We start from the raw sequence: 12,354 nt of genomic DNA, 5'->3' as shown, positions 1-12,354 counted from the left end.
TTCGATCAGTAAAGGCTATCCCGCACTCTGGCCGGCGCTTCCCGGTCATACGTCTCGGCATCGAACTCCCCATCGTTCAACCGCTTGTGAAACGCGCCCGCCGTCGGCAGCGCCGAGCGCTCCAGATGTTTCTCAGGGTTCCACAAGTCTGAGCGCACAATCGCTTTTGAACAGTGAAAAAAAGCTGCTTCCACCGTCACCAGCATCACCGTGCGCGCCGGTTTGCCATTGACCGCAAAGCTCTCCAGCAACCCAGGTTCGGCGCTGATCTGTGCCGTGCCGTTAACCCGCAACGTTTCGCCAATCCCGGGAATGATGAACAACAGCGACACCCGCGAATCGAGCACGACGTTACGCAGCGTGTCGATGCGGTTGTTGCCCGGCCGGTCCGGGATCGCCAGGGTGCACTCATCAATGATCCGCACGAAACCCTGCGTGTCGCCCCGCGGCGAACCGTCCATCCCGTCAGGCCCCACCGAGCTGACAATCACCAGCGGCGAGGCGCGGACCATCGCCTGATAATCCTCGTTCAGAAAGGGGATCTGCTTGCGCACGGCGCGGTCGTGAGGTTGGCCGTAGAGGGCTTCCAGTTCTTCGATGCTGTTGAGCATAACCACCTCAGAAAACCAGACCCATGCGCCGTTCGTAACCGATCCGGCCCCTGTAGGCTTCGCCGCTGTCGACCCAGCCGAATTTTGCGTAAAGCGCGATGGCCGATGCGTTATCCGCATCCACTGACAACTCCAGCCCCTTTATTTCCGGAAACGTCTGACGCGCAACGTCGGGCAGGGCTTGCAGACAGGCCTTGCCATAGCCTTTGCCCTGAGCCCGATGATCGACTTGCAGTGCGTGAAGGGTGGCGCTGTGTTCATCGGCCCACGCCGGCAATACGGGCGGGCGTTTGAGCAGCAGAAAGGCCACGGGAACATCCTCGACCAGTAGCGCAAATCCTTTGACGCCGGGGCCGGGTTTGGACAGCAAGGTGTGCAACGCACCGTGAATGTCGCCGGAGAACTTGATTTGTTCTTTGTGAACTTCAATGGCCTCGACCTGCTGGCGCTGGAGCGCGTTCAGGCTGTCGTAAGGCACGAGTCGGGCTGTCACTGGAGTGTCCTTTTTCCAACATAAATGTGTTTCGAATTCTAACGAGTTTGCGTTCCTGGACTATTTTTATTTCCGCTGTCGATTTGGCTTTTCGCCAGACGACTAAAGGTGTCTTCACAACAAAAACCACGGAGAACCACCATGAACGCTACCCACGAAATCCAGACCCTGATCGACACCTATCGTCAGGCGGTCATCGCCAAGGATGTCGAGAAACTCATGCCCCTGTATGCCGAGGACATCGTCTCCTACGATGCGGTGAAGGCCCTGCAATTTCGCGGCAAGGCGGCCTACCGCGCGCATTGGCAGGAATGCATGGAAATGTGCCAGGGCGCGCACAAGTTTGATTTCGACCATATGAACATCGTGGCGGACGAGCACATCGCCTTCGCCCATTGGCTGGCCCATTGCGGCGGCACTAACGAGAAGGGCGAAACCCAGGCCTGCTGGATGCGCGTGACCGCCTGCTATCGGCGCGACGATGGGCAATGGCGCATCGTCCACGAACACTGGTCGGCCCCGTTCGACATGATGAGCGGCACGGTGCTGTTCAACCTGGAACCCTGAGCGTCAGGCCGATTCGTCGGGAATGTCGCGAAAGCGTCAATCTGCAGCCATAGTTGATCCGTTCGATTCAGGAGAGCCCCATGAAGTATTTATGCCTGGTCTACAGCAACGAGCACGAGTTGCACTCGCTGCCCGAAAGCCCGAATGACGCTGAATGCATGGCTTACGCCGAGGCGATCCAGGGCAGCGGCCGAATGGTCGCCGCCGAGGCGCTGGAATCGGTGCAGACCGCGACCACGGTGCGGATGCGCAACGGGAAAATGTCGATCACCGACGGCCCGTTCGCCGAAACCAAGGAGCAATTGGCCGGCTTTTACCTGATCGATGCCAAAGACCTCAATGAAGCCATCCAGGTCGCCGGCAACATCCCGGCGGCCCGGGTCGGCTGTGTCGAGGTGCGTCCCGTTCGTCAGTTGAATCCCGGCGCCTGATGTCGGCCGAGTCGGTACGGGCGCAGGTCGAGCAGGTTTACCGCGAAGACTCGCGGCGGATTCTGGCGACCCTGATCCGTTTGCTCGGAGATTTCGACCTCGCCGAAGAGGCCTTGCACGAGGCGTTTTTCGTCGCGGTCGAACGCTGGCAGCGTGACGGTGTGCCGGACAATCCGCGTACTTGGCTTGTGTCCACGGGGCGCTTCAAGGCCATTGATGTATTGCGTCGGCGCGCACGCTTCATCGCGTCGCAACCGATGTTGATCGCTCAACTGGAGGCGCTGGAGCAGGCCGACTGGAGTGACGAAGACGTGGAAGACGATCGCCTGCGCCTGATCTTCACCTGTTGTCACCCGGCACTCGCGGCGGACGCGCAGGTGCCGTTGACGCTGCGCGAAGTCTGCGACCTGACCACGGAAGAAATCGCCCGGGCCTTTCTGTCGGCGCCAGCGACCATCGCCCAGCGCATCGTGCGGGCCAAGGCCAAAATCCGTGACGCAAAAATTCCTTATCAAGTGCCGACCCTGGCGGAATTGCCCGAGCGCCTGGACAGCGTGCTGCGGGTGATTTACCTGGTGTTCAACGAAGGCTATTCCGCGTCCATGGGCGCGGAACTGACCCGTGAGGATTTGACCCGCGAGGCGATTCGGCTCGGTCGTCTGTTGATGGAACTGCTGCCCGAACCCGAGGTGATGGGGCTGCTGGCGCTGATGCTGCTGCACGAGTCCCGACGCCCGGCCCGGACTTCGGCGAGCGGGGAGTTGATCGTGCTGGATGAGCAGGACCGTTCGTTGTGGGACGTCGAGATGATCGAAGAGGGTTGCGCGTTGGTAGAGCGGGCGCTGACGACTCGGCAATTCGGTCCTTATTGCCTGCAAGCGGCGATTGCGGCGTCGCATGCCGAAGCGCCCACGGCGGCGGAAACGGACTGGCTGGAGATTGTGGGTCTGTATGACGTGCTGTTGCGGGCGGCGCCTTCGCCTGTGATCGAATTGAACCGTGCGGCGGCGATCTCCAAACGGGATGGGCCGTTGGCGGGGCTGACGTTGGTTGAAGGGATTCTGGCGCGGGGTGATTTGCTGGATTACCACTTGGCGCACGCGGCCCGGGCGGAGTTTTGTCGGCAGTTGGGACGGGTTGAGGAGGCGCGGGCGGCTTATGAGCGGGCGTTGGAGTTGACGCAGCAAGTGCCGGAACGGCGGTTTATCGAGGCCCGGATCAAGGCATTAAAATAAGGTGAATTTGCTGGCCCCATCGTCGGAACGCCGCCCGGAGCAAGCTCGCTCCCACAGGTTTAGCGCAAATCCTGTGGGAGCGGGCTTGCTCGCGAATGGCAGCACCGCTATTCCAGCATCTTGCCAAGCAACCAACTCCCCGCCGGCCCTGGCGGATGCAGCCGCGACCACAGCGCATCGACGAACACCGGTTTTGGCCAGCCGCGTACGTCCAGTTCCTGCAACGTCCCTGGCCCAAATCGCTCCACCAGCCACCGGGGCAACGGCGCCCAGCCGAATCCGCCCTGGGCCATTTCCAGCAGCATCAGATAACTCGGCGCCGACCAGACGCGCCCCTTCGCACGGCTTTCATACGGATTGACGATCGTCGCCAGACGCAACTCCCGGTGTTGTTGCAACACGTCTTGATCGATGTGGCTCAGCGCCGCCAATGGATGCTCGCGGGACACGAACAGGGCAATTTCGGCACGTTCTTCCATGGTCGAACTGACCAGGTCCGGCGGGTAACTGTCCTGTTTTTCGGCGAAGGCCACATGCGCCCGACCCCGTTGCATCAAGGCCACCAGGTCATCGCACTCGGCGATCAAGCATTCAAGTTCCAGGTCCGGATAGCGCTGCTCGAAAGCACTTAGCGCCGCTTCGAATCGGTCGGACTGATACGTGTCGGAAATCGCCACGGTCAGCTTCGGTTCGACCCCTTGGGACAATTGGCTGGCGGTCATTTCCAGTCGGCTGGTGGCGGCCAGGATTTCCTCGGCCCGTTGCAGCATCACGTGCCCGGCCGGGGTCAGGCTCGGTTTACGGCTGCTGCGGTCGAACAGAGTCAGGTTCAAGTCGATTTCAAGGCTGGCCACGGCGGCGCTGATGGTCGACTGACTGCGGCCCAGTTTGCGCGCCGCGGCGGAAAACGAACCTTGAGTCGCTGCCTGGACGAAGGCCTGCAACACTTCTTGAGAGGCCATGAACTATCGCCTTGATCGATGGTTATTGGTTATGAAGTATCGGTGTGAAGAAGGATCATGGCAACCACAGTCACTCAGAGGAGTCTGGCCATGAGCGCCAACAAATCCATCACTGAACGTATTTTCCAGGCCATCGGTTTCGAATTGCTGGCCATTTTGATCTGTACGCCGCTGCTGGCGTGGATCCTGGACAAACCGATGCTCGAGATGGGCGTTGTCACTCTTGTTGTCGCCGCCCTTGCTCTGGCCTGGAACGTGGTCTTCAACGGCCTGTTCGACCGCGTGCTCAAACGCTTCGCCATCGTGCACAACGCTTGGGTACGCGTTGTCCATGCGCTGCTGTTTGAAGGTGGTCTGGTAGCGGTCGGTGTGCCACTGATCGCCTGGTGGCTGAAGGTCAGCCTGTGGCAAGCGTTCCTGCTGGATATCGGCGTGTTGCTGTTTTTCCTGCCGTACACCTACGTCTACCACTGGGTCTATGACGTCGTGCGTGAGCGGGTGGTGATGCGCCAGGCTGTCTCGGGATAAAAGCAAAAGATCGCAGCCTCGTTTCACTCGACAGCTCCTACATTGGAATGCGATCCCTGTAGGAGCTGTCGAGTGAAACGAGGCTGCGATCTTTTGATATTGATGGCGTTTACAAAAACATCCCGCCCGACGCCTCTACGCGCTGGCCGTTGATCCACTGACTGCCCGGCGCCAGCAGCAATGCAATCGCAGCACCGATGTCGTCCGGCTGACCAACGCGCCCCAACGCGGTATTGCCGGCGACATAGCTGTTCACGTCGCTGTTATCACGCACCGTGCCGCCGCCGAAATCGGTTTCGATCGCGCCAGGCGCCAGGGTGTTCACGGATATACCGCGGGCACCGAGTTCTTTCGCCTGATAACGCGTCAGTACTTCCATCGCGCCTTTCATCGCCGCGTAAGCGCCGTAACCCGGCAAGCTGAAGCGGGTCAGACCGCTGGAAACGTTGAGGATGCGGCCACCGTCAGCCATCAGCGGCAGCAGGTTCTGGGTGAGAAAGAACGGCCCCTTCAGATGGATGTTCATCAGCAAATCGAACTGGGCGACGGTGGTGTCAACGAAGTTTGCATTCAGGCCGATGCCGGCGTTGTTGAGTAAAAAGTCGAAGTGTTCGCGATCAAAATGGCTACGCAACACGTCGGCGACCTGCGTGGCGAAATTTGCGAAGCCTTCACTCTGACCAACGTCCAGTTGCAGCATGACGGCGCGACCGCCAAGGCTTTCGATTTCTGTGACCAGTGCTTGGGCCTCTTCGGCGCGGCTGTTGTAGGTGCCGATGACGTCGATGCCTTGGGCTGCCAGATGCAGGGCTGCGTTTTTGCCAAGGCCGCGGCTGGCGCCGGTGATCAGTACAATTTTATGGTTCATGGGACTTCCTCAAGGAGCAGTGGGTGATGACGTGGATGAAGTTTATTTATCCGCCTTGAAGTGATAAACAGGCGTAAATCGGAATCACTGGTCGGTTAATCCGAACAATAAAGGTGGGCCCATGAACAAGCTGGAACTGCTGCGTACCTTCGTTCGCGTCACCGAGATGTCGAGTTTTACCCTTGCCGGTGAAAGCCTGGGTTTGCCCAGGTCCACCGTGTCCGAGCATGTCAAGGCCCTAGAAATGCTGGTCGGCACGCGGTTACTGCAACGCACCACGCGCAAGGTTCAGGCGACTCAGGACGGCCTGGTGTTGTACGAGCGCAGCAAGGATTTGCTGTCGCACATGGATGAAATCGAAGGGCTGTTTCGCCAGGACGAGGCATCGCTCGTTGGGCGGATTCGCATCGACATGCCGAACATTCTGGCCCGTCGGGTGGTGATGCCGCGTCTGCCCGAGTTCATGGCTCAGCACCCCAATCTCGAGCTGGAAATCAGCAGCACCGACCGCCGGGTCGATTTGCTCAGCGAAGGGTTTGATTGCGTGGTGCGAGTCGGCGCGCAGCCGGATCAATCGGTGGTCGCGCGTCACCTCTGCGATTTTGCGATGGTCAACTGCGCCAGCCCGGCCTATCTGCAACGTTATGGCGTGCCTGAACGGCTCGAAGACCTGACGCAGCATCGACTGGTCCATTACGTCGGCGTATTGGGTTCACGGTCAGAGGGTTTTGTGTACGAGCAAGTAGGCACGTTGCGTCGAGTGCCGATGGCGGGCAGCGTCACGGTCAACAGCACCGATTGTTACGAGTCGGCGTGTCTGGGCGGTTTTGGTTTGATTCAGGCGCCGTTGATGGGCATGCAGCCCCACCTGCTCAGCGGCGAACTGGTGGCGGTGCTGCCGCAGCTCAACGCGCCGTCCATGGAGGTTTCGCTGTTGTATGCCCGGCAACGGCATTTGCCGTTGCGGGTCAGGGCGTTCATGGATTGGCTGGGGCACGTCATCCAATCCACCACTTGAACAACACATAACCTGTGGGAGCGAGCTTGCTCGCGATGGGGGTTTAACATTCAACGCAGATGTCGACTGTCTGTCCGCTATCGTCGGAACGCCGCCCGGAGCAAGCTCGCTCCCACAGGGTATTGCGCGGCTTCAGAACAATTTGGTGAAGAGCCAATACAAACTGCCCGACAACAGAATCGCCGCCGGCAAGGTCAGCACCCAGGCCATCAGCAGGTTGCGGATGGTCCTCATCTGCAAGCCGCCGCCGTTGGCGACCATGGTCCCGGCCACGCCCGAAGACAGCACGTGCGTGGTTGAGACCGGCAGGCCGAACATGTCCGCCGCGCCGATGGTCAGCATCGCAACGGTTTCCGCCGAGGCGCCTTGCGCATACGTCAGGTGAGTCTTGCCGATCTTCTCGCCAACCGTCACCACGATGCGTTTCCAGCCGACCATGGTGCCCAGTCCCAGGGCGATGGCCACCGCGATTTTCACCCACAGCGGAATGAACCGCGTGGCGTTGTCGATCTGCTGCTTGAACAGTTGCAGCTTGCCGTTGGTGTCGGCGTCGAAGTTGCCGACTTTGTTTTTGTCCATCAGGCGAATGGTTTCGCTGGTCAGGTACATGTCGTTACGCACGTTGCCCATGGCCTCGGCCGGGACTTTCGAGAGCGAGCCGTAGCCCTTCACTTCATTCCCGATATTGCCGGTCAACGCGGCGAGGGCCGGGACCAGTTGCGGCGTGGCTTCCTTGCTGCGCACGTATTCGGACAGCACCGGACGCGGGTCGGCCGGCGCTGGCAGCGGCGCACTTTTGACCAGCGCTTGCTGGGTGACTTCGGCCACGGCGGCAAACTGCAGCGCCTGGTCTGCCGGCATCGTCCGGTTCAGCGCGTAAGCCATCGGCAGCGTGCCGACCAGGATCAGCATGATCAGGCCCATGCCTTTCTGGCCATCGTTGGAACCGTGGGCGAAGGACACGCCGGTGCAAGTCAGGATCAACATGCCGCGAATCCACCACGGTGGCGGAGTGTCCCCTTTCGGTGCTTTGTACAGCGCACGATTCTTCACGAAAGCACGCAAGGCCAGCAGCAACAGCGCGGCAAACGCGAAGCCGATCAGCGGCGACAGCAACAGCGCATAGCCGACTTTGGTTGCCTGCGCCCAGTCCACGCCGCTGGTGCCGTCACGACCGTGCATCAGGGCATTGGCCACGCCGACGCCGATGATCGAACCGATCAGGGTGTGCGACGAAGACGCCGGCAAACCCAGCCACCAGGTGACGAGGTTCCACAGGATCGCGGCGATCAACAGGGCGAAGATCATCGCGAAACCAGCGGAGGAACCGACTTGCAGAATCAGCTCCACCGGCAGCAGGGCGATGATGCCAAACGCCACCGCGCCGCTGGACAGCAGCACCCCGAGGAAGTTGAAGAACCCGGACCAGGCCACTGCGAAATTCGGCGGCAAGGAGTTGGTGTAAATCACCGTGGCCACGGCGTTGGCGGTGTCGTGGAAACCGTTGACGAACTCAAAGCCGAGGGCAATCAGCAGCGCCACGCCCAACAGCAGAAACGGCGTCCAGGTGGTCACCACAGTGCCGAGTTCGTTCATGTCGTGCATCAGACTGTAGGCGGTGAACAACAGCCCGCTGCCCAGCACAGCGAAGAAAATCACGATGGTCAGCAGGCCGGGCTTTTTATCGAGTTGCGGTTTGGCGCTACTGGCGGACGCCTGTGCGGCGGAGAAGGAAGGAGTAGCCATGACGGACAATCCTAAGGGGAGAGGGAGTGTCGCCCATGATCGTTGCTGAATGTTACAGGGAGGCTGCGCTGGGTCAGGGTTTGGGTTTTTTAAAGGCAGAATCAAAAGATCGCAGCCTCGTTTCACTCGACAGCTCCTACATTTGGAATGCGCAACCCTGTAGGAGCTGTCGAGTGAAACGAGGCTGCGATCTTTTGATCTTAATAATCCTGGCGCTTACGAAACGCCCAACGCCCGGCGATCACGGTAAACGTCGCGACCAAGGCCACCAGAATCCAGAACCCTTCCGGGTCGCCGGAAAGCGGCACCCCACCGACGTTCATGCCAAAGAACCCGGCGATGATGTTGATCGGCAACGCCAGCACCGTCACCACGGTCAGGGTGAACAATGTGCGGTTGCTCTGTTCGTTGAGGTTGGCGGCGATTTCTTCCTGCAACAGCTTGATCCGTTCGCCGAGCGCCGTGAGGTCGTTAATGATCAGCGCGAACTCCTCGGTGGACTTGCGCAGCTCCTTGACGTCTTCCTTCTGCAACCACTGCGGCGGGCGATTGAGCAGGCGCAGCAACGAGCCCGGTTCCAGCGCCAACAAGCGTTGCAGGCGCACCAGCACCCGTCGGTTGGCACCCAGCTCTGCCCGATTGGTCGACAGTCGCGAGGACAGCAACTCATCTTCGATCTGATCGACACTGAGGCTGGTCTTGCGCACGATCTGGGTCAGCACTTCGCCCTGATCGCGCAGCAGATGCACCAGCAATTCCAGCGGCGAGCGAAAGCATTCTCCGGCCTTCACCGACGAGCGCAGCTTGTCCACCGAGTGCAGCGGTTGCAGCCGTGCGCTGATGATCAGCCGACTGCGGGCGCAGACCCACAGCGTCGAGACATCCGAGGAGACCATGCTGCTGAGGTTGAACACCACGTCGTTGACCACCGCCAGCAACGCCGAATCCACATGCTCGATGCGCGTCGAACGGGAGCCCTCGTGCAGCGCTTCGAAAAATTCGTCGGGCAATTCCAGATGGCTTTTCATCCAGCGTTCGCATGCGGCGTGGGCCAGATTCAGGTGCAGCCAGAGAAATTCGTCGTTGTTGCCAGGTTGTTGCAGGCACTGCAACGCCTTGGCGGAATCGAGCTCCCGGCCGCGCTCACCGGGGCGGAAACTGAAACCGTACAGCAGACCGAACAGGTCCGTGTCGCGATGACTTTGGTCGATGCTGTGGTTCATGAGGTCTCGCAAAGGGGCGCTATTGCTCTATGTAGCAGCTGGCGAAGCCTGCGTTCGGCTGCGGAGCAGTCGTAAAACCTGAGCGCGCGGTCTACCTGACGCAACGCATTGTCTGATTTCACGACTGCTACGCAGCCGAACGCAGGCTTCGCCAGCTGCTACAGGTCGCGTTACGGCGGATTTTTCAGGTTCACTTGAGCCGTATCATCACAAGGAGTTTTGACGGTTTTGTGACAGAGCGGTGGAGGCGAAATAGTGGCACTGCCGACGGTCGGAAATGATTAAAGAACCGCTCTGTCACGCCGATCTTGCTTACGTGAACTTGCATGGCTTTGGCCACTGGCCAAGGTCGCTGACAGGGATGTCCGAACACCTTTCACGCCTGATCGCGGCGTGTCTCCTCCTTGTCATGAGTATCACTCGATGCTGCAAAAATCCCTGAGAGCACAAATCCTCGCGTTGTTGAGCGGCAGCTTGTTCGCGATGTTGTTGATCGCCCTGGCCTGTTTTCATTTTCTGTCCAACGGTGTTCAGAACTACGCGAATCTGATCGAAGGCCCGCTGCACACCTCGCAATTGATCGATGAAGCCAACCTGCAATTCAAGGTTCAGGTTCAGGAGTGGAAAAACGTCCTGCTGCGTGGCAAACAACCCGCGGATCTGGATAAGTACTGGAAGCAATTCGAAGACCGTCAGCGCGATGTGCAGGACATCCTCGGCGAACTGGCCGGGCAGAAGGGTATCGAGCCGCAGCTGAAAACCCGCATCGAACGCCTGCGGGACGAACATCGTCTGTTGGGCGCGGCTTATCAGAAGGGCCGTGACGCCTACGTGGCGGCAGGCGCCGACCCAACGGCTGGCGACACGGCGGTCAAAGGTGTTGACCGCGCGACCAGCGATCAGATGACCGAGTTGGTCAGCGAATTGCGCAAGCAGGGTGCCGAGCAATCGAAGCTGATCAGCGCCGACGCCGACCGCACCGTGTTGCTGGGGATCATTGTGATGCTCGCCTCGGGTCTGTTGATCGGGTTGCTGAGCCTGTGGCTGGTCAACCGCAACCTGGTGGAACCGATTCGCAAACTGATCGAGTACGTGGCGCAACTCAGCCAGGGTCGTTTCGCCGAACGCGTGGCCAGCACCCGTCAGGATGAGCTGGGCAAATTGGCGACAGCGGCCAATACACTTCGCGATTTCCTCGCTGAAACCTTCAGTCGTTTGCAGCGCAGCGCCAAGGATCTGGACAGCGCCAGCGGTGAGCTGAACTCCATCGCCAGCCTCATGGCCAGCGGCACCAACGAGCAGTTCAACCGTACTGATCAGGTGGCCACGGCGATGAACGAAATGTCCGCTACCGCGCAAGAAGTCGCACGCCACGCTGCCGATGCGGCACGTGCCGCCGACGATGCCGACCAGTCCGCCCAGCAGGGCGAAAAGGTCATGCAGGGCACCATTCACACCATCACCCAAATGCGCGGCGAAATTGCCAATACCGCCACGGTCATCCGTCGTCTGGAAACCGACAGCGGGCGCATCGGCAAGGTACTGGAAGTGATTCGCGGCATCGCCGAGCAGACCAACCTGCTGGCGCTCAACGCCGCCATCGAAGCAGCCCGTGCCGGTGAAGCCGGGCGCGGTTTTGCGGTGGTGGCCGATGAAGTCCGCAGCCTGGCCCAGCGCACGGCGGCGTCGATCATCGAGATCAACCAGATCATTCAAACGGTGCAAACCGGTGCGGTGGACGCCGCTCAGGCGATTGAAAGCGGTCAGTCGCGCAGTGAGGAAAGTGTCGAGCAAGTAACCCAGGCCGGCGCCATGCTGGAGCGCATCACCCTTGCCGTGGAAGCCATCCGCGACATGAACCGCCAGATCGCCACCGCCGCGGAAGAGCAGACGTCGGTGGCCGAAGACATCTCGCGCAACCTCACCGAGATCACCAGCATCGCCAGCACCAATCTGGATAACGTGCAGCGCACCGAAGCGGCCAGCCACAACCTGCACGGGTTGTCGGGGCAGTTGAATGAAGTGACGGCACGTTTAAGCGCGTAACGGGAAGGGCTGTGTACCGGTTTGCTTACCGAGTCGGTACACAGTCGATCTCAAGTCCGCAGTGTCGATGTCGATGACCACGGTAATCCCATAAACCCAATGGAAAACCGCCATGGTCAGCATCACTTCCGTTTCGATCACCCCGACGGCCTCGACTGCTTCGAACAAGACTGCCGTCAGTGACAGCACCGATGACACGTCAGTCACGGCAACCGCTGAGGCGTCCAGCGACACCACCAAGGTATCCGCCGGCGGCGCCCCTGCGGCGAGCGGCAGCAGTTCCAGCAGCAGCGAAGAATCCGATACGGTGAAAGAGCTGCGCAAGCAGATCGCCGAATTGCAAAAGCAATTGCAGGAACAACAGCAGCAACTGCAAGCGGCCCAGGCCAAACAGGAAAGCGCCGAAGCCAAAGCGGCGGACGTCGCGGCGGCTCAGTCGCAGATTGCGACGACTTCGGGGTCATTGCAGACGGCAACGGCGGCGTTGTTGCAGGCGTTGCAGGATTCCGGTTCCAGTACGTCGGGATCGCTGGTCAGCACTTCGGCCTGATATTCCGTTCAGTAGGCATGACCGCTGGTCGGATTCGACGCTTCAAACCCATTGATTCAGAAGGTACCTGTTATTT

General features: G+C 60.1%; 13 protein-coding genes. 7 read left to right on the top strand and 6 right to left on the bottom strand.

From position 1 onward, the window contains the following. Positions 1–5: 5 nt before the first annotated feature. Together CUN63_RS05360 and CUN63_RS05355 are read right to left on the bottom strand one after the other, a co-directional pair. Complete coding sequence (locus CUN63_RS05360) at positions 6–611, bottom strand: pyridoxamine 5'-phosphate oxidase family protein (RefSeq protein ID WP_129437724.1); 606 nt, start codon at positions 609–611, stop codon at positions 6–8. A gap of 7 nt (positions 612–618) precedes the next feature. After that, positions 619–1,104, bottom strand: a complete 486-nt coding sequence (locus CUN63_RS05355) for an N-acetyltransferase (RefSeq protein WP_129437722.1) — start codon at positions 1,102–1,104, stop codon at positions 619–621. A 141-nt stretch (positions 1,105–1,245) separates the two neighbouring features. Here CUN63_RS05355 and CUN63_RS05350 point away from each other — a divergent pair, with 141 nt between their 5' ends. The 3 genes from CUN63_RS05350 (at position 1,246) to CUN63_RS05340 (ending at position 3,337) form a co-directional block, all read left to right on the top strand. Beyond that, positions 1,246–1,671 (top strand): SgcJ/EcaC family oxidoreductase, encoded by a 426-nt coding sequence (locus CUN63_RS05350; protein WP_008151160.1) that lies wholly within the window; start codon positions 1,246–1,248, stop codon positions 1,669–1,671. An 80-nt stretch (positions 1,672–1,751) separates the two neighbouring features. Then, entirely contained in the window at positions 1,752–2,102 is a 351-nt protein-coding gene (locus tag CUN63_RS05345; protein WP_008151161.1) for a YciI family protein, read from the top strand. Continuing rightward, positions 2,102–3,337, top strand: a complete 1,236-nt coding sequence (locus CUN63_RS05340) for an RNA polymerase sigma factor (protein ID WP_129437720.1) — start codon at positions 2,102–2,104, stop codon at positions 3,335–3,337. Before CUN63_RS05345 ends, CUN63_RS05340 begins: the two co-directional genes overlap by 1 nt. Positions 3,338–3,444: 107 nt before the next feature. On the opposite strand, the gene CUN63_RS05335 is transcribed toward CUN63_RS05340, so the two are convergent. Further along, positions 3,445–4,299 carry a LysR family transcriptional regulator gene (locus CUN63_RS05335; RefSeq protein ID WP_129437718.1) on the bottom strand — a complete coding sequence of 285 codons (855 nt, stop codon included), beginning with the start codon at positions 4,297–4,299 and terminating at the stop codon, positions 3,445–3,447. 90 nt (positions 4,300–4,389) lie between these two features. Here CUN63_RS05335 and CUN63_RS05330 point away from each other — a divergent pair, with 90 nt between their 5' ends. After that, positions 4,390–4,827 (top strand): multidrug/biocide efflux PACE transporter, encoded by a 438-nt coding sequence (locus CUN63_RS05330; RefSeq protein ID WP_129437716.1) that lies wholly within the window; start codon positions 4,390–4,392, stop codon positions 4,825–4,827. Between the two features lie 109 nt (positions 4,828–4,936). Here CUN63_RS05330 and CUN63_RS05325 read toward each other — a convergent pair whose 3' ends face one another. Further along, positions 4,937–5,695, bottom strand: a complete 759-nt coding sequence (locus CUN63_RS05325; protein ID WP_129437714.1) for an SDR family NAD(P)-dependent oxidoreductase — start codon at positions 5,693–5,695, stop codon at positions 4,937–4,939. Positions 5,696–5,816: 121 nt separating this feature from the next. Here CUN63_RS05325 and CUN63_RS05320 point away from each other — a divergent pair, with 121 nt between their 5' ends. Then, positions 5,817–6,713 carry a LysR family transcriptional regulator gene (locus CUN63_RS05320; RefSeq protein ID WP_129437712.1) on the top strand — a complete coding sequence of 299 codons (897 nt, stop codon included), beginning with the start codon at positions 5,817–5,819 and terminating at the stop codon, positions 6,711–6,713. A gap of 132 nt (positions 6,714–6,845) precedes the next feature. On the opposite strand, the gene CUN63_RS05315 is transcribed toward CUN63_RS05320, so the two are convergent. Further along, positions 6,846–8,459, bottom strand: a complete 1,614-nt coding sequence (locus CUN63_RS05315) for an inorganic phosphate transporter (protein WP_129437710.1) — start codon at positions 8,457–8,459, stop codon at positions 6,846–6,848. Positions 8,460–8,659: 200 nt separating this feature from the next. Beyond that, positions 8,660–9,682, bottom strand: coding sequence for a transporter (locus CUN63_RS05310; RefSeq protein ID WP_129437708.1), 1,023 nt, complete (start codon positions 9,680–9,682; stop codon positions 8,660–8,662). Between the two features lie 423 nt (positions 9,683–10,105). On the opposite strand from CUN63_RS05310, the gene CUN63_RS05305 reads away from it, so the two are divergent. Both CUN63_RS05305 and CUN63_RS05300 read left to right on the top strand, forming a co-directional pair. Beyond that, complete coding sequence (locus CUN63_RS05305; protein ID WP_129437706.1) at positions 10,106–11,728, top strand: methyl-accepting chemotaxis protein; 1,623 nt, start codon at positions 10,106–10,108, stop codon at positions 11,726–11,728. A 112-nt stretch (positions 11,729–11,840) separates the two neighbouring features. Then, positions 11,841–12,278: a hypothetical protein gene (locus tag CUN63_RS05300; protein WP_129437704.1), complete on the top strand. Its 438-nt coding sequence runs from the start codon at positions 11,841–11,843 to the stop codon at positions 12,276–12,278. Positions 12,279–12,354: the final 76 nt, after the last annotated feature.

The organism is Pseudomonas sp. ACM7, from assembly GCF_004136015.1.
GTDB lineage: Bacteria > Pseudomonadota > Gammaproteobacteria > Pseudomonadales > Pseudomonadaceae > Aquipseudomonas > Aquipseudomonas frigoris.
The sequence above is the reverse complement of the archived record's forward strand: the minus strand, read 5'-3'. Positions and strand labels throughout refer to the sequence as shown.